This is a genomic window from Rhizobium sp. AN80A (genome assembly GCF_030053015.1).
Taxonomy (GTDB): domain Bacteria; phylum Pseudomonadota; class Alphaproteobacteria; order Rhizobiales; family Rhizobiaceae; genus Rhizobium; species Rhizobium metallidurans.
In genome coordinates, this window is sequence record NZ_JASJPX010000003.1 from 397,926 (window position 1) to 419,007 (window position 21,082).

General features: G+C 62.4%; 17 protein-coding genes and 2 pseudogenes. 14 read left to right on the forward strand and 5 right to left on the reverse strand.

Annotated elements, in window-relative coordinates; all coding sequences use genetic code 11:
• The first annotated feature begins 15 nt into the window (after window positions 1-15).
• On the forward strand, window positions 16-1,404 hold the full coding sequence (locus P3R82_RS13510) for an MATE family efflux transporter (RefSeq protein WP_283194212.1): 1,389 nt from the start codon (window positions 16-18) through the stop codon (window positions 1,402-1,404).
• A 9-nt stretch (window positions 1,405-1,413) separates the two neighbouring features.
• Here P3R82_RS13510 and P3R82_RS13515 read toward each other — a convergent pair whose 3' ends face one another.
• Both P3R82_RS13515 and carA read right to left on the reverse strand, forming a co-directional pair.
• Complete coding sequence (locus P3R82_RS13515; protein ID WP_283194213.1) at window positions 1,414-2,454, reverse strand: acyltransferase; 1,041 nt, start codon at window positions 2,452-2,454, stop codon at window positions 1,414-1,416.
• A gap of 166 nt (window positions 2,455-2,620) precedes the next feature.
• Entirely contained in the window at window positions 2,621-3,826 is a 1,206-nt protein-coding gene (carA, locus tag P3R82_RS13520; RefSeq protein ID WP_283194214.1) for a glutamine-hydrolyzing carbamoyl-phosphate synthase small subunit, read from the reverse strand.
• 272 nt (window positions 3,827-4,098) lie between these two features.
• Here carA and P3R82_RS13525 point away from each other — a divergent pair, with 272 nt between their 5' ends.
• Complete coding sequence (locus P3R82_RS13525) at window positions 4,099-4,551, forward strand: GatB/YqeY domain-containing protein (RefSeq protein ID WP_283194215.1); 453 nt, start codon at window positions 4,099-4,101, stop codon at window positions 4,549-4,551.
• A 4-nt stretch (window positions 4,552-4,555) separates the two neighbouring features.
• On the opposite strand, the gene P3R82_RS13530 is transcribed toward P3R82_RS13525, so the two are convergent.
• Window positions 4,556-5,434 carry a hypothetical protein gene (locus P3R82_RS13530; protein ID WP_283194216.1) on the reverse strand — a complete coding sequence of 293 codons (879 nt, stop codon included), beginning with the start codon at window positions 5,432-5,434 and terminating at the stop codon, window positions 4,556-4,558.
• Between the two features lie 649 nt (window positions 5,435-6,083).
• On the opposite strand from P3R82_RS13530, the gene dnaG reads away from it, so the two are divergent.
• From dnaG to P3R82_RS13580, 10 genes are all read left to right on the forward strand, one after another.
• The gene (gene dnaG, locus P3R82_RS13535; RefSeq protein WP_283194217.1) at window positions 6,084-8,087 is read left to right on the forward strand and encodes a DNA primase; all 2,004 of its coding nucleotides are present in this window, start codon (window positions 6,084-6,086) and stop codon (window positions 8,085-8,087) included.
• Window positions 8,087-9,943, forward strand: coding sequence for a DNA helicase RecQ (gene recQ / locus P3R82_RS13540; RefSeq protein WP_283194218.1), 1,857 nt, complete (start codon window positions 8,087-8,089; stop codon window positions 9,941-9,943). The genes dnaG and recQ overlap by 1 nt, the downstream gene beginning before the upstream one ends.
• A 92-nt stretch (window positions 9,944-10,035) precedes the next feature.
• Window positions 10,036-11,223: a glycine C-acetyltransferase gene (locus P3R82_RS13545; RefSeq protein ID WP_283194219.1), complete on the forward strand. Its 1,188-nt coding sequence runs from the start codon at window positions 10,036-10,038 to the stop codon at window positions 11,221-11,223.
• 68 nt (window positions 11,224-11,291) lie between these two features.
• Window positions 11,292-12,326 (forward strand): L-threonine 3-dehydrogenase, encoded by a 1,035-nt coding sequence (tdh, locus tag P3R82_RS13550; protein ID WP_283194220.1) that lies wholly within the window; start codon window positions 11,292-11,294, stop codon window positions 12,324-12,326.
• A 15-nt stretch (window positions 12,327-12,341) separates the two neighbouring features.
• Window positions 12,342-12,689, forward strand: a complete 348-nt coding sequence (locus P3R82_RS13555; RefSeq protein ID WP_283194221.1) for a GFA family protein — start codon at window positions 12,342-12,344, stop codon at window positions 12,687-12,689.
• A gap of 443 nt (window positions 12,690-13,132) precedes the next feature.
• Complete coding sequence (gene rpoD / locus P3R82_RS13560; protein ID WP_183899270.1) at window positions 13,133-15,187, forward strand: RNA polymerase sigma factor RpoD; 2,055 nt, start codon at window positions 13,133-13,135, stop codon at window positions 15,185-15,187.
• Window positions 15,188-15,376: 189 nt separating this feature from the next.
• Entirely contained in the window at window positions 15,377-16,693 is a 1,317-nt protein-coding gene (locus P3R82_RS13565) for a DUF930 domain-containing protein (protein ID WP_283194222.1), read from the forward strand.
• A gap of 222 nt (window positions 16,694-16,915) precedes the next feature.
• A complete protein-coding gene (locus P3R82_RS13570) occupies window positions 16,916-17,077 on the forward strand; it encodes a hypothetical protein (RefSeq protein WP_183899268.1) in 162 nt (53 codons plus the stop codon).
• Between the two features lie 45 nt (window positions 17,078-17,122).
• Window positions 17,123-17,896 (forward strand): APH(3') family aminoglycoside O-phosphotransferase, encoded by a 774-nt coding sequence (locus P3R82_RS13575; protein WP_283194223.1) that lies wholly within the window; start codon window positions 17,123-17,125, stop codon window positions 17,894-17,896.
• 121 nt (window positions 17,897-18,017) lie between these two features.
• Window positions 18,018-18,425, forward strand: coding sequence for a DUF427 domain-containing protein (locus tag P3R82_RS13580; protein WP_283194224.1), 408 nt, complete (start codon window positions 18,018-18,020; stop codon window positions 18,423-18,425).
• 168 nt (window positions 18,426-18,593) lie between these two features.
• Here the strand turns inward: P3R82_RS13580 and P3R82_RS13585 are convergent.
• Window positions 18,594-19,612: pseudogene (locus P3R82_RS13585) on the reverse strand (porin).
• 522 nt (window positions 19,613-20,134) lie between these two features.
• Between P3R82_RS13585 and P3R82_RS13590 the strand changes: the two are divergent.
• Window positions 20,135-20,254: pseudogene (locus P3R82_RS13590) on the forward strand (LysR family transcriptional regulator); the annotation flags it as partial.
• A gap of 63 nt (window positions 20,255-20,317) precedes the next feature.
• Here P3R82_RS13590 and P3R82_RS13595 read toward each other — a convergent pair.
• On the reverse strand, window positions 20,318-20,755 hold the full coding sequence (locus tag P3R82_RS13595; protein ID WP_283194225.1) for a hypothetical protein: 438 nt from the start codon (window positions 20,753-20,755) through the stop codon (window positions 20,318-20,320).
• A gap of 43 nt (window positions 20,756-20,798) precedes the next feature.
• Between P3R82_RS13595 and P3R82_RS13600 the strand changes: the two genes are divergently transcribed.
• Entirely contained in the window at window positions 20,799-21,071 is a 273-nt protein-coding gene (locus P3R82_RS13600) for a LysR substrate-binding domain-containing protein (RefSeq protein ID WP_283194226.1), read from the forward strand.
• Window positions 21,072-21,082: the final 11 nt, after the last annotated feature.

A 21,082-nucleotide genomic window follows, 5' to 3' on the forward strand; every position in this document is an offset into this window, starting at 1 on the left:
TCACGGGACACCGTCATGGATACGCCGATCGACGCGCGAAAGCTGGCGCCGACAACCGATAACCGTTGGAGCGCGCATTTCCGCGCGACGCTGGCGCTCGGCGTGCCGCTGATCGGCGCGCAGCTGGCGCAGCTCGGCATCAATACCACCGACGTGATGATCGTCGGGCGGCTCGGGGCCGAGAATCTGGCGGCCATGGTGCTGGCCGGCCAATTCCTGTTCACGATCCTCGTCTTCGGCTCCGGCTTTTCGATCGCCGTCATTCCGATGGTGGCGCAGGCCTATGGCCGTGGTGACGTCGTCAGCGTGCGCCGGTCGCTGCGCATGGGCCTGTGGGTGGTTCTCGCCTATTGGGTGCTGATGCTGCCTGTTTTCCTCAACTCGGAGCAGATACTGCTTGCCGCCGGGCAGAAGCCCGAGGTGGCGGCGCTGGCGCATGGCTACATCGTCATCGGTCAGTTCGCGGTGCTGCCGGGGCTGCTCTACAACGTGTTGCGCGCGCTGGTCAGCGCCATCGGCAAGGCAGCCGTCGTCCTCAATGTCACGATCGCCATGCTGGTGCTGAACGCCGCCTTCGCCTACCCGCTGGTGCTCGGCCATTTCGGCCTGCCGGCCATGGGGCTGCGCGGGGCGGCGATCGTCTCGGTGGTGGTGCAGACGGCGGGCTTCTTCTTCATCCTGGCCTATGTCCAGCGCCGGCCGGAGACCCGGCGCTACGAGATACTAGTTCGCTTCTGGCGGCCGGACTGGAAGGCCTTCTTCGAGGTCGTGCGCCTGGGGTTGCCGATCAGCGTGACCATCCTCGCGGAGGTCAGCCTGTTCACCATGGCGTCGCTCTTGATGGGGCGGATCGGCACGATCGAGCTTGCCGCGCACGGGATCGCGCTGCAGTGGGCATCGATCGCCTTCATGATCCCGCTCGGCCTGTCGCAGGCGGCGACCGTGCGGGTCGGCGTCGCGCACGGGCAGGGGGATCGCGTGGCGCTGGTGCGCGCGGCCGTGTCGGTATCGGTGCTCGCCTGCGTCATTTCGGCGATCGGCGGGGTGCTGTTCGCGATCATGCCCGGTTTCTTCGCGGCCTGGTTCCTCGATACGCAGTCGGCGGAAGCGCCGCAGGTGCTGGCCTATGCCGGACCGCTGATCGTGATTGCCGGGCTTTTCCAGCTGGTGGACGGACTGCAGGTGATCGCCAACGGCCTGTTGCGCGGGCTGAAGGATGCGCGCGTGCCGATGATCCTGGCGCTAATCGCCTATTGGCCGATCGGTTTCTTCCTCGCCTGGGCGCTGGCGTTTCCGCTCGGCTTCGGCGGAATCGGCATCTGGCTCGGCTTCCTGATCGGCCTGCTCGCGGCGGCCGTCATGCTCTGCGCGCGGTTCTACATCCTGATGCGGCGCGAGGTCTAACGCCGTCGCTCAGACGCGGGTGTCGGGCTGCGGGTCGGCGATGACCTTCGATCCCCGTTCATGCCAGAGCGATACCAGCGCCCGGCGGGCCGGGGTCTCGATGCATTCGTAACTGATCCAGGCAATGATGAGGGTCGCGACCAGTGCCGCCGGTGCGACGACGTAGAGCGGAAGCACCGACGACAGGGCATTGCCCATCAGGAACATCACCGGCACGTGGAAGAGATAGAGCGAGAAGCTGATCTTGCCGAGGAAACGCATCGGGCGGGCGGCGAAGAAGGCTGCCGACAGCCGGTGCTCGCGCGCCACCAGCAGAACGGCCAGCGCGCCCGCGAAGGCCGGCGCCAGTCCCCAGGCGTTGTCCGCATTGGGAAACAGCTGGTTCGACACCAGGATGATGAAGGGCAGCGTGAGCGCCAGCACACCCGTGGCGAGGCCCGGCGATTGCCGGTTCAACAGCGGCTGCATCCGGCCGACGGCGGCGCCGAACAGGAAGAAGGCGAGCTTCGAGACCAGCAGGATGCCGGGGCCGGGGAAGCCGGCGAGCGCATCGAGCGCGAGAAAGCCGGCAAGCAGCACGCCGATCACCTGGTAGCGTTTCGTGTCGCTGAAGAGCAGCCAGATCAGCGGAAAAAGCAGATAAAACTGTATCTCCGGCGGCACCGACCACAGGACGCCGGTGGAGCCGAATAGCAGGACGTGGCGAAGGATTTCCCTGGCGCCCTGGATGGGGTTGATGAAATCGAGGCCGGGAATGTTCGACAGAACCACGACCACAAGCACGGCGACGAGATAGACCGGGTAGATGCGCGAGAAGCGGCTGACCAGGAAGTCGGCCACGGCCTTGCGGCTGATCGGCCGGTCGCCATAGAGATAGGCCATCAGGAAGCCGCTGAGGGCGAAGAAGATCGCCACGGCGCGGCCGCCGATCCCCGTTATCATGAAGGGGGCGAGGGGCGGGAAGATCAGGTCGAGGTGCGAGAAGACCACCGCCGCGGCGGCCATGCCGCGCAAGCCGTCGAGACTGGCTATGTGCTTCTTTTCTGGCATCGGTGGCACCTGAAGCCGGCACTGCCCGCGGGCTTGGGCGCCGATGATGAGATGGCGGCCTTAACTTGCGATTAACAGGAGACTGCAAGACCATGCCCAGGGGCCGGACATGAAAAAGCGGCGCCGGGGTGTCCGGGCGCCGCTCTCTTTCAACCTTTATATGCGCTTAGCGTTCGGCCAGCGCCGCTTCGCCCTTCTTCTCGCGCACCATGTTGATGAAGCGGCGGAAGAGATAGTGGCTGTCCTGCGGGCCGGGAGAGGCTTCCGGATGGTGCTGGACGGAGAAGATCTGCTTGCCGGAAACACGCAGGCCGCAATTGGTGCCGTCGAAGAGCGAAACGTGAGTCTCCTCAACGCCTTCAGGCAGCGACTTCGTGTCGACAGCGAAGCCGTGGTTCATCGAGACGATCTCGACCTTGCCCGTCGTATGGTCCTTGACCGGATGATTGGCGCCGTGGTGGCCCTGGTGCATCTTTTCGGTCTTGGCGCCGAGCGCCAGGCCCAGCATCTGGTGGCCAAGGCAGATGCCGAAGACGGGGATATCGGTCTTGATCAGCGACTGGATGACCGGAACGGCGTACTTTCCTGTTGCGGCCGGGTCGCCCGGGCCGTTCGACAGGAAGATGCCGTCGGGCTGCATGGCGAGCACTTCCTCGGCGCTCGTCGTTGCCGGCATCACGGTGACCTTGCAATCGAGGCCGGCAAACAGGCGCAGGATGTTGCGCTTGACGCCGTAGTCGAGGCAGACGACGTGGTACTTGGCGTCCTCGGCCTTCAGTTCGCCGTAGCCTTCGTTCCAGATCCACGGGGTCTGCGACCACTGCGACGACTGGCCGGAGGAGGCGATCTTGGCGAGGTCAAGGCCTTCGAGGCCGCTCCAGGCCTTGGCTTCGGCCTTCAGCGTGTCGATGTCGAAGACGCCGTTCGGGTCATGGGCGATGACGGCGTTCGGCGCGCCGTTCTCGCGGATCCAGGCGGTCAGCGCGCGGGTGTCGACGCCGCAAAGGCCAATGACGCCGCGGGCCTTCAGCCAGGCGTCGAGATGCTTGACGGCGCGGTAGTTGGACGGGTCGGTCATGTCGGCCTTGAAGATGACACCGACCGCGCCATGGCGTGCCGCCGGCGTCAGGTCTTCGATGTCTTCGTCATTGGTGCCGATGTTGCCGATATGCGGGAAGGTGAAGGTGACGATCTGGCCGAGGTAGGAGGGATCGGTCATGATCTCTTCATAGCCGGTCAGCGCGGTGTTGAAGACCACTTCGGCCTGGACCTTGCCGGTCGCGCCGATGCCCTTGCCTTCGATCACTGTGCCATCCGCCAGAACGAGCAGGGCGGTCGGCTTTTCGGTTGTCCAGGGTGCTGTCGCGGTCATCTTCATCCCGTTTCCGGCCGCCAGACGTCCTTGGGCAACGTTGGCCAGCCATTTTGGTTCGCAAGCGTGTACGCGCGGCAAGGCGCGCGCTCTCAGGCCTGATCACGAATTTTGGTGCAGGTGGCGGTAAATACCCACGCTATGTCTCAAGGTCAATCTTTGTACCGCAGATTCCAGGGGTTTTCTGCCGCTTTATGGCCCGCGTCTCGCAATTTATTTGATCCCATGCATTCGTCTGGTTTATGAAGCGGCATTCAATAGGAGTGTTTATGATGTTGCGCGATCAATTCGCCGCCGCCCTCAAGGATGCGATGAAATCCAAGAATGCCGAGCGTCTTTCGACGGTTCGCCTTATCCAGGCCGCGATCAAGGACCGGGATATCGCCAATCGCGGCGCCGGCAAGGAAGAGGCCAGCGACGACGAAATCCTGCAGATCCTCGCCAAGATGGTGAAGCAGCGCGACGAATCGGCGAAGATCTACGAAGAGAATTCCCGTCCGGAACTGGCCGCCAAGGAGCGCGCCGAGATCAAGGTCGTGCAGGACTTCATGCCGAAGCAGCTTTCCGATGCGGATGTGCGCGCCAACATCGCGGCGATCATCGCCGAGACGGGCGCCGCCGGTCCGAAGGACATGGGCAAGGTGATGGCGGTGCTGAAAGAGCGCTATGCCGGCCAGATGGATTTCTCCAAGGCATCGGGCGCCGTCAAGGAACTCTTGAACTGATCGATCAAGCGAGGCGCGCGGTCCTTGGGACCGCGGGCCCGAGCACGCTTTCGGTGGCCGCGTCGATCACGGCGAATTTCGCGGCCTGATAGCCCCAATATTCCCGCACGAACTTCATGGAAAGCCAGGTCTCGCCCTTGAACGAGGCTTCGGACCAGCCGATACTGTCCATCTCGGAGGCCTGCGACAGCAGCCGCTTCAGATGCGTGTTCGAGATCATGAACTGGTCGCGGATCTCCTTCAGCGACAGCCTGCCGATCGCGACGCGCTCCATCGAGATGTCAAGCGAGGTGATCCGCGTCATCAGCAGATCCATGACGAGACCGCCGGAGTTCGCCCAGTTGAAGAGATTGTAGGTCTTGCCGGGATCGCGCACCGCGTCGCTGTCGATGATGCCCTTGGCGATCAGCGGCTGCATGCGGGCGAAGATCGTCGGATCCTTCATCGCCGCCTCGAGGCGATGGCCGCCATCGAGATTGTCGAGGATCATCAGGTGAGCGGCGAGCCACTTGTGGAAGTGTTCGAACGCGGTCTCGGTGGGCTCCAGCAGTCGCGTGCGTTTGTCGGACGGGCTTTCGACCGGGCGCAGGAAGCGATAGGCGAGCATTTCCTGCATGAAGGCGGCGGCCGTGTTGCGGCTGGCGATCTTCTTTTCGATGGCGAAGGCGATGAAGCGGCCGGAATAGAGGCCGCCCTTCGGATCGTCGGGATAGCCGAAGTAGAGCGCGAATCCGAGCTGGGCCATCAACCAGCGTTGCTGGGCGGCGAATATCGATGCGATGCGCGGGCTTTCGCGGTAGATCGCGAGCATTTCGCGCGCGAATTCCAAAACCAACGCGAAAAACGCGTCACTCTCTAAAAATTCTTCAACCTTATGTGGCATTCCTGGCAACCATCCGAAGTTGCCGCCTTCATTGGACTCGAGACCAACGGCTGTCAATCAATTGCTGGTGGAATCTGCTTGAGATCGACAGATCCGGCCAAAATATAAAACGTCAGGTAGAAATTAGAGAAGGCAGGAACTGGGGGCGTTCCTGCCTTCTTGCTCTTTGCTCCGGCTGACGACGCAGGACCTGGGTCCACATCAGCGGGTATTTGCAAAGGCACCCTTGCAAGGCGGCGCCGGGGGTAGGGATGGTGCCTTGCGAGGGGATCGCTTTGTTGAGTTAGACGTTATTGCGATGCGGCATCGGATTCAAATTACAAAAATATAATAATTGGCGGGCATCGCCGCCTTAAAGCGAACACCAGTTAGGGTGTCCGGCTCGCGATCGGATTCGAGTCTCGACCGTAAGGCTTTGTTTTATTTGCGAGGCGCGCGGTTCTACATCGCGGATGACCTCGTCTGGCCTGTAAATAGGGCGCCTGCCTGCTCGCGCCGGGCTCCGACAGTCGCTCTCGGTCGAACGGATGGGATGGCCGCGTCGTCAGGCGTCGTCCGTCGAGCAAGCTGTGTATAGCGGGGCTATCGGCCGAAGTTCGTGGCATGCGCGGGATAAGCTGTTTATATGGAGGATAGCCAAGAGGTATAAATGCGCTTTTCAAATTCCTTTCTCGACGAGATACGCGACCGCGTCCTGATTTCGGACGTGATCGGCCGCCGTGTGAGCTGGGACAAGCGCAAGACCAACGTCTCGCGCGCCGATTACTGGGCGTGCTGCCCGTTCCATGGCGAGAAGTCGCCGAGCTTCCACTGCGAGGACCGCAAGGGACGCTATCATTGCTTCGGCTGCGGCGTAACCGGCGACCACTTCCGGTTCCTGACGGAGCTCGAGGGCTTGAGCTTTCCCGAGGCGGTGCAGACGATCGCCGATATGGCCGGTGTCGCGATGCCCGTCGCCGATCCCGCCATGGAGAAGCGCGAGAAGGAGCGGACCACGCTTCTCGACGTGATGGAACTGGCGACGCAGTTCTTCCAGGACCAGCTGCAGACGGCGAACGGGGCGCGAGCACGCGCCTATCTGCGCGACCGCGGGCTGACCGGCCGGACGATCGAAACCTTCCGGCTCGGCTTCGCGCCCGACAGCCGCAATGCGTTGAAGGAGCATCTGGCGGGCAAGGGGGCTTCCAAGGAGCAGATCGAGGCCTGCGGGCTGGTCGTTCACGGACCGGAGATCCCGGTTTCCTACGATCGCTTCCGCGACCGCATCATGTTTCCGATCCTATCGTCGCGCGAGAAGGTGATCGCCTTCGGCGGCCGCGCCATGTCGCCGGACGCGCCGGCCAAATATCTCAATTCCAACGAGACGGAGCTCTTCCACAAGGGCAACGTGCTCTACAATTTCGCCCGCGCGCGGCGCTCGACGCAGGGCGCCAATGGCGAAGGCACGATCATTGCCGTCGAAGGCTACATGGACGTGATCGCGCTCTATCAGGCGGGCGTCGAGAACGCGGTCGCTCCGCTCGGTACGGCGCTCACCGAAAACCAGTTGGAGCTCCTCTGGAAGATGACGCCGCAGCCGGTGCTCTGCTTCGACGGCGACGGCGCCGGCATCCGCGCCGCCAACCGCGCGGCCGATCTGGCGCTGCCGCATATCAAGCCCGGCCGCACCGTGCGTTTCGCGCTGCTGCCCGATGGCAAGGATCCCGACGATCTCGTGCGCAACGAGGGCCGGGCGCCGTTCGACAAGGTGATGAGCCAGGCCAAGCCGCTGGCCGAGATGATCTGGGGCCGCGAGCTGAAGACCGGCTCGTTCGAGACGCCGGAGGCGAAGGCCGAGCTCGAGGCGCGGCTGAGGCAGCTGGTGGCCGTCATCGCCGACGAGGATGTGCGCCGGCACTACCAGCAGGACATGCGCGATCGGCTGAACGGCTTTTTCCGGCCGCAGTTCCAGAACCGCGACGGCGGCGAGCGGCGCAATTTCGATCGCGGCGGCTTCGAACGTGGCGGTGGGCAGGGGCGGGGACGCGGCAACGATGGCCCGCGCGGCGCGCGCGTTTCCGGCGGCGGTATTTCGGATCGGCTGGCTCGCTCCGGGCTGGTGCGCGGCCATCAGGAAACGCCGGCGCTGCGCGAAAGCGTGCTGGCGCTGACCGTCGTCAACCATCCGGCGCTGATGCAGGACGAGTATGACGAGATCGCCTCGATCGATTACGACAGCCGCGAGCTACAGCGGCTCTGGTCGGGCATGCTCGGGGCCGCGGCCGCCGTCGCAGGCCCGCATCTGACGCGCGATTATCTGGTCGAGCGGCTGGAAGAGCAGGGCTTCGGCGGGCTGATCCAGACGCTGGAGCAGCAGATCCGCAATGCGCGGCTGTGGATCGCCACCGAGCAGGCGGCGATGGAGGATGCGCGCGAGGGCTATCGGCAGGCGCTTGCCTTCCACAAGCGCGCCAAGGCGCTGCGCTGGCAGAAGATCGAGCTGGAGAAAGAGATCGCCGAGGCCACCGAAAGCGGCAATGAAGAGGTGATCGACCAGCTGATGCGGGCGTTGCAGGAGGTTCACTTCGAGGGGCTGCGGCTTGAGAACCAGGAAGCGATCATCGATGGCTTCGGCGTGCTCTCGGGTCGCGTCAAAGGGGCTGCGAGCCATTGATGGACGCGGCGGATACACGGTTTTCGGCGGGTGACGCGCTGTTTGGCGCCGAGCGCACGCCGCTCGGCATCCTCAACCACGTCTACGGCTACCCGGCCTTTCGCGGCAAGCAGCAGGCGGTCGTCGAGCATGTGGTCGATGGCGGCGATGCGCTGGTGCTGTTTCCGACAGGCGCCGGCAAGTCGATCTGCTTCCAGATCCCCGCACTCTGCCGCGATGGTGTCGGCATCGTCGTCTCGCCGCTGATCGCGCTGATGCGCGATCAGGTGGAGGCGATGAAACAGCTCGGCATCCGCGCGGCCGCGCTCAACTCGTCGCTGACGCGCGAGGAATATGTCGAGGTTCGCCGGGCGATCTCGTCGGGCAATCTCGACCTGCTTTATGTCACGCCCGAGCGCATCCTGATGGAGGGGTTTCGCGATATCATCGGAAATGCCAGGATCGCCTTGTTCGCGATAGATGAAGCGCACTGCGTATCCCAATGGGGCCACGATTTCCGGCCCGAATATCGTGAGCTCGGCAAGCTCGGCGAGCTTTATCCCGGCGTTCCCCGCATCGCGCTGACGGCGACGGCCGATCCGCATACGCGCGACGATATCGCAGCCCGGCTGGGTCTCAATGGTGCGAAGATCTTCACCACCAGCTTCGACCGGCCGAACATCAGTTACGAAATCGTCGAGCGCGACCAGCCGCGCCAGCAGCTCCTGCGGTTTCTCGCCGGCCACAAGGGCAATAGCGGCATCGTCTACTGCCTGTCGCGCGCCAAGGTCGAGGACACGGCCGAGTGGCTGAACGGCCAGGGTATTCGCGCGCTCGCCTATCACGCCGGCATGGACCGCGCCGTGCGCGACGCCAACCAGGATGCCTTCCTCAAGGAAGAGGATCTCTGCCTCGTTGCGACAGTTGCCTTCGGCATGGGGATCGACAAGCCGAACGTGCGCTATGTCGCGCATCTCGACCTGCCGGGTTCCGTCGAGGCCTACTACCAGGAGACCGGCCGCGCCGGGCGCGACGGGCTGCCTTCCGAGGTCTGGATGGCCTATGGCATGGCCGACGTGATCCAGCGCGGACGGATGATCGACGAAGGCGGTGCCGCCGACGAGATCAAGCGGGTGGAACGCTCCAAGCTCAACGCGCTCTTAGCCATCTGCGAGACGGCGTCGTGCCGGCGGCAGGCTATTCTCTCGCATTTCGGCGAGAGCCATGCCGGCAATTGCGGCGGCTGCGACACCTGCCTGAAGCCGGTCGAGACCTGGGACGGGACGGATGCGGCGATCAAGGCGCTGGCGGCGATCTATCGCACGGGAGAGCGTTTTGGCACCGGGCATGTCGTCGATGTGCTTGTCGGCAATGTCAGCGAAAAGACGGAGCGTTTCGGTCACACCGAAATGCCGGTTTTCGGCGCGGGCAAGGATATCGCCGCGCGCACCTGGCAATCCGTGTTCCGGCAGCTTCTCGCCATGGGCCTGGTGCGCGTCGACCACGGCGCTTTCGGCGCGCTGAAGCTGGAGGAGGGCGCGCGCGCCGTGTTCAAGCGCGAGCGCGAGGTGTTCTTCCGCAAGGACCGCCCGGCTTCCGAACGGCGGCCGAAGAGGGCGGCGCAGGCCGAGCGGCGCTCGGTCCTGTCGGGCTCCGACGACGCGCTGTTCGAGGCGCTCCGCGCCGAGCGCACCGCGATCGCCCGCTCGCTGAGCGTCCCACCCTACGTCGTCTTCCCCGACACGACGCTGATCGCCTTCGCCACCGAGCGGCCGCGCACGCACAAGGAACTGCTCGGCATTTCCGGCGTCGGGCAATCGAAGCTGGAGCGCTATGGGGATGCGTTTCTGGAGGTGATCTTGGGGTTTGATGGGTGATCCGGTGACGGACTGGCTTTGGTCTCGCCAAGACAAACCGGTGCCGATGTGCTAGTGCGATGGCATCGGGAAGTTTCAAAGAAGGGCCACCAATGACCTCGCAGTTCCTCTCCCATTTACGCACCGAGCTTGCCGGCCTGAAGGAGGCCGGGCTTTACAAGGCGGAGCGCGTCATCACCTCGAAGCAGGCCGGTGAGATCGCGATTGCTTCAGGCGAGCGGGTGCTGAATTTCTGCGCCAACAACTATCTCGGCCTTGCCGACAACGAAGAGCTGGCGGAGGCGGGCAAGCAGGCGCTCGATCGCTATGGTTATGGCATGGCGTCCGTGCGTTTCATCTGCGGCACGCAGGAGGAGCACAAAGAGCTTGAGGCCAGGATTTCGTCGTTTCTCGGGATGGAAGACACGATCCTTTATTCCTCCTGCTTCGATGCCAATGGCGGCCTGTTCGAGACGCTGCTTGGCGAAGAGGATGCGATCATCTCCGATGCGCTGAACCATGCCTCGATCATCGATGGCGTGCGTCTCTCCAAGGCCAAGCGTTTCCGCTATGCCAACAATGACATGGCGGCGCTCGAGGAGGAGTTGAAGAAGGCCGAGGGCAGCCGCTTCAAGCTGATCGCCACCGATGGCGTGTTTTCGATGGACGGGATCATCGCCAATCTCAAGGGTGTCTGCGATCTCGCCGAGAAGTATGGCGCGATGGTCATGGTCGACGACAGCCATGCGGTCGGGTTCGTCGGCAAGCATGGTCGCGGCTCGGCCGAGCATTGCGGCGTCGAGGGGCGGGTCGATATCATCACCGGTACGCTCGGCAAGGCGCTGGGCGGTGCATCGGGCGGTTATACGTCGGCGAAGGCGGAGGTGGTGGAATGGCTGCGACAGCGGTCCCGGCCCTATCTGTTTTCCAACACGCTGGCGCCCGTCATCGCGGCGGCGTCGCTGAAGGTCTTCGACCTGATCGATCATGGCGATGCGCTGCGGGCGCGGTTGTCCGCCAACGCGGATCTGTTTCGTTCGGAGATGACGAAGCTCGGCTTCACGCTGGCGGGCGAGGGGCACCCGATCATTCCCGTCATGCTCGGCGACGCGAAGCTGGCGCAGGACATGGCGGCGCTGATGCTGAAGAAGGGCGTCTATGTCATCGGCTTCTCCTTCCCCGTGGTGCCGAAGGGGCAGGCGCGCATTCGTACGCAGATGTCGGCGGCGCATTTGCGCGAGGACGTCGAGCGAGCGATTGCGGCATTCGCCGAGGCCGGGCGGGAGTTGGGTGTGATTTGAGCCGCTGCGAGCGTTCCCCCTTCTCCCCTGTGGGAAAAGGGGGGAACGCGGCAATTGGGAGGAATTGAATGTCGAACATGATGAAGGCGTTGGTGAAGTCCAAGCCTGAAGCCGGGCTCTGGATGGAGCACGTACCGGTGCCGGAGGTCGGGCCGAACGATGTGCTGATCAAGGTCCGGAAATCGGCGATCTGCGGGACAGACGTGCATATCTGGAACTGGGACCAGTGGGCGCAGAAGACCATTCCTGTGCCGATGGTGGTGGGGCATGAGTTCTGCGGCGTGATCGCCGAGGTGGGCTCCGCCGTCACCAAGTATCATGTCGGCGAGCGGGTCTCGGGCGAGGGGCATATCGTCTGCGGAAAATGCCGCAACTGTCGCGCCGGGCGCGGGCATCTGTGCCGCAATACGCAAGGCGTCGGTGTCAATCGTCCCGGTTCCTTCGGCGAGTTCGTCTGCATTCCGGAAGCCAATGTCGTGCCGATCCCCGACGATATCCCCGATGAGATCGCGGCGATCTTCGATCCGTTCGGCAATGCCGTGCATACGGCGCTCTCCTTCGACCTCGTCGGCGAGGACGTGCTTGTGACCGGCGCCGGACCGATCGGCATCATGGGGGCGCTGGTCGCCAAGCGGTCCGGCGCGCGCAAGGTCGTGATCACCGATATCAATCCGCACCGGCTCGATCTCGCCCGCAAGCTCGGCATCGATCATGTCGTCGATGCATCGAAGGAGAACCTCTCCGACGTGATGACGTCGATTGGCATGACCGAGGGCTTCGATGTCGGGCTGGAGATGTCCGGCGCCGCACCCGCCTTTCGCGACATGATCGACAAGATGAACAATGGCGGCAAGATCGCCATTCTCGGCATCGCGCCCGCCGGCTTCGAGATCGACTGGAACAAGGTGATCTTCAAGATGCTCAATCTGAAAGGCATCTACGGCCGCGAAATGTTCGAGACCTGGTACAAGATGATCGCCTTCGTGCAGGGTGGGCTGGACCTGTCCGGCTTGATCACTCACCGCATCGGCATCGACGATTTCCGCGAGGGTTTCGAGGCAATGCGGTCGGGTAACTCAGGCAAGGTGGTGATGGACTGGTAATGGGAGGAGAATGACATGATTTATGAAGGAAGCTGCCACTGCGGCCAGATCGCCTTCGATGTCGAGGGCGATTTTACGTCGGCGATCGACTGCAACTGCTCGCTCTGCCGGCGCCGAGGCGGGTTGCTCGCTTTCGTGCCGCGCGACAAGTTCAGCCTTAAGACGCCGCGCGAGGCACTGTCGACCTACACATTCAACGCCCATGTGATCCAGCATCACTTCTGCGGCAATTGCGGCGTCGGCCCGTTCAGCGAGGGCAAGATGCCCGATGGCACGGAGATGGCCTGCATCAATCTGCGCTGCGTCCCCGCCGTCGATCTTGCGGCGATCGAGATCCAGCCATGGGACGGCAAGTCGCATTAGCTTGCTTGGAGGTGCGCGCACAGCGTGCGCAGCCGGCCGTTTCACAAGAATGGCGCACGCTCTTGTCTTCCCGTGGTGACATCCTATCTATGCTTGGCAACCGCTTTGGCGGCTTGCGGCTTGCGGCCTGTGGATAAGGCTTTTTCCAAGTTTTCTCGCGCTTTTTTGCTGGAAAAGCTTGACGAGAACTAAAATTGTGGGAATCACCGTTCGACTTGAATAGCGGTGAACTGGGTCAAGGGCAGATCGCACAACCATGGCCGGACATTTGGTGACATATGAACTCTGTCGTCCGGCGCCGGCAATCGTGGTTAATCAGGCATTAAATGTCATCCCGTTATTTGGGATCAGGTGATTCGAGACGGCCGTTTGCGGCGCGCCGGCCTTGATAGGGCCGTTTTACCGCAGCGAGTTTGAATAGCGTCAGGAAGGCGACGATATACATGGCAACGAAGGTCAAAGAGAACGAAGAAGCGGAAGTCGAACGCGACGGCGGTACCGACGGCCCTCTTCTCGATCTTTCCGATGACGCGGTCAAGAAAATGATCAAGGCCGCCAAGAAGCGCGGCTATGTGACGATGGACGAGCTCAATGCCGTTCTGCCGTCCGAGGAAGTGACGTCCGAGCAGATCGAAGACACGATGTCGATGCTGTCGGACATGGGCATCAACGTCATCGAGGATGAAGAAGCCGAAGAAGCCGGCGGCAACGACGCCGGCGACGACGATTCCGGTTCGGACGAGGAAAGCGAAGGCGGGGAGCTTGCTCCCTCCGGCGGTACCGCGCTCGCGACCGCCAAGAAGAAAGAGCCGACCGACCGTACCGACGATCCCGTGCGCATGTACCTGCGCGAAATGGGCTCGGTGGAGCTTCTGTCGCGCGAAGGCGAAATCGCCATCGCCAAGCGCATCGAGGCCGGCCGCGAAACGATGATCGGTGGTCTCTGCGAGAGCCCGCTGACCTTCCAGGCGATCATCATCTGGCGCGACGAACTCAACGAAGGCACGACGCTGCTGCGCGAGATCATCGATCTCGAAACGACCTATTCCGGTCCCGAGGCGAAGGCTGCGCCGCAGTTCCAGAGCCCCGAGAAGATCGAGGCCGACCGCAAGGCCGCCGAGGAGAAGGAAAAGACCCGCCGCACCCGTTCGGGCGACGACGACATCACCAATGTCGGCGGCGAGGGCCTGCCTCCGGAAGAGGAAGAAGAAGACGAGGACGAATCCAACCTGTCGCTGGCCGCCATGGAAGCGGAACTGCGTCCACAGGTCATGGAAACGCTCGACATCATCGCCGAGACCTACAAGAAGCTGCGCAAGCTGCAGGACCAGCAGGTCGAGCAGCGGCTGGCTGCAACCGGCACGCTGTCTTCCGCGCAGGAACGCCGCTACAAGGAGCTCAAGGATGAGCTCATCAAGGCGGTGAAGTCTCTGTCGCTGAACCAGAACCGCGTCGACGCCCTCGTCGAGCAGCTCTACGATATCTCCAAGCGACTGATGCAGAACGAAGGCCGCTTGCTGCGTCTCGCCGAATCCTACGGCGTCAAGCGTGACTCGTTCCTGGAGCAGTACCAAGGCGCCGAGCTCGATCCGAACTGGATGAAGTCGATCGCCAACCTTGCCGCACGCGGCTGGAAGGAATTCGCCAAGGGCGAGAACACCACGATCCGCGACATCCGCCAGGAGATCCAGAACCTCGCAACGGAAACCGGCATCTCCATCGCCGAATTCCGGCGTATCGTGTCGATGGTGCAGAAGGGCGAGCGCGAAGCGCGTATCGCCAAGAAGGAAATGGTCGAAGCGAACCTTCGCCTCGTCATCTCCATCGCCAAGAAGTACACGAACCGCGGCCTGCAGTTCCTCGACCTCATTCAGGAAGGCAATATCGGCCTGATGAAGGCGGTCGACAAGTTCGAATACCGCCGTGGCTACAAGTTCTCGACCTATGCGACATGGTGGATCCGTCAGGCGATCACCCGTTCGATCGCCGACCAGGCCCGTACGATCCGTATTCCTGTTCATATGATCGAAACGATCAACAAGATCGTCCGCACCTCGCGCCAGATGCTGCACGAGATCGGCCGCGAGCCGACGCCGGAGGAACTGGCCGAAAAGCTCGCCATGCCGCTCGAGAAGGTCCGCAAGGTCCTGAAGATCGCCAAGGAGCCGATCTCGCTCGAAACGCCTGTCGGTGACGAAGAAGATTCGCACCTCGGCGATTTCATCGAGGACAAGAACGCGCTTCTGCCGATCGACGCGGCCATCCAGGCGAACCTGCGCGAGACGACGACCCGTGTTCTCGCTTCGCTCACGCCGCGCGAAGAGCGCGTGCTGCGCATGCGCTTCGGCATCGGCATGAACACCGACCATACGCTCGAGGAAGTCGGCCAGCAGTTCTCGGTTACCCGCGAACGTATCCGTCAGATCGAAGCGAAGGCGCTGCGCAAGCTGAAGCATCCGAGCCGCTCGCGCAAGCTGCGCTCGTTCCTTGACAGCTAAGTCGGGGACAACGTCATTCGAAAAGCCGGGCCCTGGGTCCGGCTTTTCGCGTTCTTGACGGTCTCGGGCTGGGGATTGTGCGCCTGGTGTTCAGGTGCTTGCCAGATGATCGTGTTTTTTGCCTTTAAGGCTTGATGATGCCTTCTTGAAAGGCCACATCGACAACTTGTCGTTCAGCATCGCGTGGGTATGGCCAAGGCACCTGAAAAGCAATTGGGAGTGTTCGGCTGGGGCGTCGTCGCCTCGGTGCTGCTTCATGTTGCCATCGTCGCCGGCTTTCTCGTCAGGCTGCCGCAGCCGACGCCGCCTCCTCAGGAGGAGACGGTCAATGTCGAGATGGTGCCGCCACCGGAGGAAAAGAAGCCCGAGGAGAAGAAGCCGGAGGAACAGGCAGCGCTGAAGGTGCCGGAAGAACCGAAGCCCGAGGAGAAGAAACCCGAGCAGCCGGCGGCGGCGCAAAAGCCCGCCGCCGAGCAGAAGCCGGAAGAACAGAAGGCCGAGCAGAAGCCGCCCGAACCGCCGAAGGAGGAGGCCAAGGCAGAGCCGCCACCTCCGCCGCCGTCGCCAAAGCCGCCGGAGGAGAAACCACCGGAGGCGCCCAAGCCGCCTGAAGAGAAGCCGGCTGAAGAGAAGCCGCCGGAGCCAAAGCCACCCGAGCCGCCGCCGCCTGAAAAGCCTCCAGAAGAAAAGCCGCCCGAGGAGCAGAAGGCCGAGGAGCCGCCGAAGCCCGACCCCGCCGAACAGGCAAAGGCCGACCAGCAGCCGAAGGGACCCGACGGCAAGCCGCAGCCGATCCGTCCGCTGCGCCCCGTCTTCGAATTCGGTGACAAGGCGAGCGGTCCGAGGAAGGCGGAGGATGGCGACGCATCGAGCGAAGCGGGCAAGCCCGCCGGCGCGCCAGATGCGGAAAAGCCCACCGACGATCCCGTATCGGCCGGAAAGCCCGAGGCCGACGACAAGCCGCCGGCCAAGCCGATACCCGACGATATCAACCTGCCGCAGGTCGATGTCGCCAACACGCTTCAGCAAAACAACGGGCCGCCCGCCGAGGCGACAGGCGTTGTGACGACCGATATCATGCAGGCCAAGCCGACCGAGACCGCCAAACCGGACCCCGCCGCCACGGCCACGCCGGCGGCCGATCAACTGACCAAGGTCAAGAAGCTCTATTCGCAGAACGACACGGGCGGTGCCGTGGCGAGGACGGCGATCGACGGCATGCCGCGGGGTATGCGGATCGCCGAGCTCTGCACGACGGAACTGCGCGAACAGTTGAGGCGCTCGCCGCAGGGGTTCCGGCCGGAGCTTCTGCCATCCTATCGCCTGCAGCAGGGCAATGTGCTGGAGATCAAGCGCGGCGCGTTCCGCGCGAGTTCGCGCTGGTACGATATGAGCTTCCGCTGCGAGGTCGATACCGAAGGCACCAAGGTTGTGTCCTTCGCCTATGATGTCGGCGCCGCGATCCCGAAGTCGCAGTGGCGCAGCCGTGGGTTCCCGGAATTCTGACGGGTACGTTTCGACCAGGCTTCGCACGAAATGATGAGGCAGGATGTTAGGGAAATAACGGAAGTTTTGCTTAACGGTCTGGAAGCGTTTTCGAAATGCGCTAGATTGGTTGTGTCGAAGTGAAACGGAATCGTTGATCCGCTCCGCTCCAGTCCGACGCAAGCATGACCGCTTAGCTTTGTCCCATCGCCGGATGTTAGCGGCACAAGAGGGGACAATGACATGTCGAACGAAATCGAGCGCTTTTTCGAGCAGCAGGACGAAGCCACCAAGGTGGCGATCATCGAAAGCCGTGGCGACGAGTTGACCGACATTCTGGTGTCAGCGCTGGAAGACGCGCTTTCCATCCTCTACGGCGAAATGCAGCCCGAAACAGTACACTGATCGCCGCGGCCTCGATCGAGGCGGGCCAACCGTGTGAGACCTCGCTTGGCTCATCCCGCTGCACTGGACAGCTTCATCGCGGGTTATTCCTGGGATCGTGATTCTATCGGGCGGTCGACCTCCGAGGTGTTTCGCCTCGAGCGTACGGGCGCACCGACGTTCTATCTGAAGCGCGAGGCTCGCAGTGCACATGGCGAGTTGGCGGACGAGGCGGCGCGTCTGCTGTGGTTGTCGAACCAGCGGCTGCCGTGCCCCGATATCATCGCGTCCGTCACCGAGGATGGCTGTGAGTGGCTGCTGATGAGTGCCTTGCCTGGCCGCGATCTTGCGTCCGCCTCGACGTTTTCGGTCGAGGCGCGGGTGGTGATGCTGGCTTCGGCGTTGCGCGCGCTGCATTCCCTCGACATCGCTTCATGCCCCTTCGATCACCGATGGTCGAAACGGCTTGCTGCCGCCGAGCGGCGTATGCGGGCCGGGTTGGTCGACGAGGGGGATTTCGATGGCGAGCGGCTGGGGCGAAGCGCTCACGATCTGTTTTCGGAGCTTCGCCGGATGCCTGCCGGCGATGAGGACCTTGTCGTCACGCATGGCGATGCCTGCCTGCCGAATTTCGTCGCGTCCGATGAGAGCTTCGCCGGTTATATCGATTGCGGTCGGCTTGGCGTGGCCGACCGCTACCAGGATATCGCGCTTGCCTGCCGCAGCATCGTTGGGAATTTCGGCGAGGCGTTCGTCGAGCCGTTTTGCCGACACTATGGGCTCGTCTCGCTGGATGCCGTTAAAATGAAGCGCTATCAGATCCTTGACGAATTCTTCTGAGCGGTTGATTCAAGCCGGTCTCGGCGTCCGGCCGATCGATCACCGCATCGTTATGCCATCCGTCCTGCAAACAGCCGTCGTGCGCTCCATATTGATGCCTTCAGCATCATGGGAGTTGCCGATGTCCGCTCAACCGATGAAGATACCCGGCCCGGATCATCCGATCACGATTACGCCAAACCCGAAGCGTGTGGTCGTCACATGGAATGGCCGCGTCGTTGCCGATAGCCGCAAGGCGCTGACGCTGAAAGAGGCGCGCTATCCCGCCGTCTCCTATATTCCTCGCGGCGATGTGGATGTGGCGCTGCTGGCGCGCAGTCCTCACAAGAGCCACTGCCCGTACAAGGGCGAGGCGTCCTACTACACAATCGTGTCGGATGGAAAGCGTTCGGAGAACGCGATCTGGAGCTATGAGGATCCCTCGGATGCCGTCGGCGAGATCAAGGGCTATGTCGCCTTTTATCCCGATCGGGTCGACTCCATCGAGGAGCTGACGATCCAGGGAAGGCGAGACGCCGACGGCGCTTGATAAGAGCTGGATTCGGCGATCGATCGCGGCAAATCCGTCCTTGAATGGCAAGGATTGGTCCAGCAGGGAAACCGGACCAATCCCCGTAACTGATCGGAGGTCAATCGGATCAGAAAACGCAAACTTGTGAGAGGTGCCCCGGCCTAAACCGGGGCGCCGATAGTCAGATTAGAAAGCGCGCTGCAGGCGGAAGAAGCCCTTGGTTACGCCATCTTCGTCATCGACGTCCGTGTAGTCGACAGTTGCCTTAGCGTAGAGGTTGTCTACGATCTGGTAGTCAACCGTCAGACCTGCGCGCCAAGCGTCGTTGGACGAGAAGTCGGTGTCGGTTGCGTTGTGGCCGTAGTTGCCGAAGTACTGAACGGTCGGGGTGACCGTGAACTTTTCAGTTGCCTTCAGAGCGTATTCAGCAGCAACGGTCCACTCGGACTCGTCGTAGTAGCTGTTGATGCCGGTTGCATAAGCAGCGGCCAGGCCGAGCGTGCCAGGTCCGATGTCAGCGAAGAGCATGCCGCGAATTGCGCCGTCTTCGGTGTCGGTGTCGTAGCCGCCGATCAACTGATAGGAGAAGCCGCCGACCTTGCCGCCAATCGCAGCAGCTACGCCCAGGGCGTTGCCGTTGTTGGTGCCGCGGTCCGCGCCAGCGCCGTCTTCCAGTTCGTCAAGCGAAACGCCAGCGTAGAAGTCGCCGGATTCGTACTGGTAGCGAATGGAGTTGTGGAGGGTCTGGTAGCTGGACAGGAGTCCGGCTCGCCGCTCAGATCGTCATCCCACCAGCTGTAGAACAGACCAGCGCGGACGCCGGCGATGTCGATGTAGGCGGAGTCCAGCGTGGACGTCGTGGAAGCGTTGTCGCCGTTGTTACGGAGAACGATAACGCCGGTCAGAGGACCATACTCGGTGTCGCTCTTTGCGGTGAACTGAACCTGGGCGCGCGTACGAGCGTTCCAGTCCGAGTTACCCTTCTGGTTGGAACCGCCGTATACTTCAAAACGGAGGTAACCGCCGATCTTGAGGCAGGTTTCGGTGCCCGGGATGTAGAAGTAGCCAGTGCCGTAAGCGTCGCAGACGCGAACGTATTCTACTGCTTCAGGCTCGGCTGCAACGATCGCGTCAGCAGCGAAGACTGGGGACGCGGCGGCAGCCATGGCTGCTGCAGACGTCAACAAGACCATCCGAATGTTCATTTGAAATCCATTTCCTTTTAGAAGAGACCGTCACCACACACTTGAAAATGATGGCAACCGTTCCGGTAAACAGCCTTTCGGCACGCGGATCAGCGAACCGCTGACTCTTCTTTCTCATCCCTTAGTAAATCTATCAATTCAGATGGTGGCTAAATCGTTGTTTGTGAAACTTGTTAGGCAGATCATGTGGCGAATTTGCCACAATATCAATGACTTACGCAAAGCGCGCAATGCCCCGGCAGCTGCGGAGCAACACAATTCAGCGATCATTTCGGGTGCTCCGGGGAGCAACAGGGCACCGTCAAGATACGCGGTGACGGCAATGTCGGCGAGATAGTACCGCGTTGCAGCAAAATGAAGGGGGCTCACTGGAACGCTATGTTCCAAATTTGGAACGAAAAGTTTGAAGTCGCAGTTGGCATATTCGATTTCGCGGCGTATGCGACTGGCCGGGGGGAGTGTTTTAGGACCTTGTTGTCGAGGAGGTGGCTAGTGCCAGCGTCTGAAACTATTTTCCCGGATATGAACGACTTTGCTTATTTTGCAGCGGTTGTACGCCATGGCGGCTTCTCCGCGGCGGGTCGCGTGCTGGGTCTTCCGAAGTCGAAACTCAGCCGGCACATCACGGCGCTCGAGGATCGGCTCGGTGTCCGATTGATCGAAAGAACGGTGCATCGGTTCCGTGTCACCGAGCTCGGTCAATCACTATATGTTTACTGTGAGAACATGCTCCGTGAAGCGGAACGGGCGACGAAAGCGGTGAATGACGCCAATGGCGAACCGCAGGGAACGATCAGGCTCAGCGTTCCGACCGGCCTGCTCGAGGGTTCGCTCGGCGCGATCTTTCCGGAATTCCTGCTGCTCCACCCGAAGATCCAGCTGCAGATTCTCGCCACCGACCAGCGGGTGGACATCATCAACGACCGACTCGACCTTGCCATCCGGGCGCAGCTGACCGAGGAAACCGATGCCGAGCTGACGATGCGTGTCCTCAGCAAGGTCGATCTCATCCTTGTGGCCAACAAGGAGATGGCGGCGCGGCTGCCCAAGGGGGAGGGTATCGAGATCGCTGACCGACGTGCCGACGGTTTCGTTTACCAGCGGCCTGATCGACTGGCGCGAGGTCGACGTCTGGGATTTCACCGGGCCGGATGGCGCGCTATACCGGCACGAGCATCGACCGCGCATGAGCTGTCGCAGCGTGCCCGCCGTTCTGGAAGCGATCCATGCGGGCGTCGGCGTCGGGCTGCTTCCCGATATCGTCTGCGCGGAAGGCTTGCGCCATGGAACGCTGGTCCGCCTGCTTCCCGATTATCAGATGTCGCAGGCGACGATCTATCTGGTGTTCACGGCATCGCGCGGCCTGCCGACGGCGGTGCGCACGCTCGTCGATTTCCTCGTCGAGCGTTTCCGCACCTTCAACGCCGCGATCGAGGGTGATCGCGCGGACGCGGTCTGACGCGGTCAATC

Excerpts from the sequence above, each read along its gene's own strand:
- P3R82_RS13525 (WP_283194215.1), top strand. The coding sequence starts at position 4,099 with ATGTTGCGCGATCAATTCGCCGCCGCCCTCAAGGATGCGATGAAATCC.
- P3R82_RS13570 (WP_183899268.1), top strand. The coding sequence starts at position 16,916 with ATGTCGAACGAAATCGAGCGCTTTTTCGAGCAGCAGGACGAAGCCACC.
- P3R82_RS13515 (WP_283194213.1), bottom strand. The coding sequence starts at position 2,454 with ATGCCAGAAAAGAAGCACATAGCCAGTCTCGACGGCTTGCGCGGCATG.
- rpoD (WP_183899270.1), top strand. The coding sequence starts at position 13,133 with ATGGCAACGAAGGTCAAAGAGAACGAAGAAGCGGAAGTCGAACGCGAC.
- P3R82_RS13600 (WP_283194226.1), top strand. The coding sequence starts at position 20,799 with ATGAGCTGTCGCAGCGTGCCCGCCGTTCTGGAAGCGATCCATGCGGGC.
- tdh (WP_283194220.1), top strand. The coding sequence starts at position 11,292 with ATGTCGAACATGATGAAGGCGTTGGTGAAGTCCAAGCCTGAAGCCGGG.
- P3R82_RS13580 (WP_283194224.1), top strand. The coding sequence starts at position 18,018 with ATGTCCGCTCAACCGATGAAGATACCCGGCCCGGATCATCCGATCACG.
- carA (WP_283194214.1), bottom strand. The coding sequence starts at position 3,826 with ATGACCGCGACAGCACCCTGGACAACCGAAAAGCCGACCGCCCTGCTC.
- P3R82_RS13545 (WP_283194219.1), top strand. The coding sequence starts at position 10,036 with ATGACCTCGCAGTTCCTCTCCCATTTACGCACCGAGCTTGCCGGCCTG.
- P3R82_RS13530 (WP_283194216.1), bottom strand. The coding sequence starts at position 5,434 with ATGCCACATAAGGTTGAAGAATTTTTAGAGAGTGACGCGTTTTTCGCG.
- recQ (WP_283194218.1), top strand. The coding sequence starts at position 8,087 with ATGGACGCGGCGGATACACGGTTTTCGGCGGGTGACGCGCTGTTTGGC.
- P3R82_RS13555 (WP_283194221.1), top strand. The coding sequence starts at position 12,342 with ATGATTTATGAAGGAAGCTGCCACTGCGGCCAGATCGCCTTCGATGTC.
- P3R82_RS13510 (WP_283194212.1), top strand. The coding sequence starts at position 16 with ATGGATACGCCGATCGACGCGCGAAAGCTGGCGCCGACAACCGATAAC.
- dnaG (WP_283194217.1), top strand. The coding sequence starts at position 6,084 with ATGCGCTTTTCAAATTCCTTTCTCGACGAGATACGCGACCGCGTCCTG.
- P3R82_RS13565 (WP_283194222.1), top strand. The coding sequence starts at position 15,377 with ATGGCCAAGGCACCTGAAAAGCAATTGGGAGTGTTCGGCTGGGGCGTC.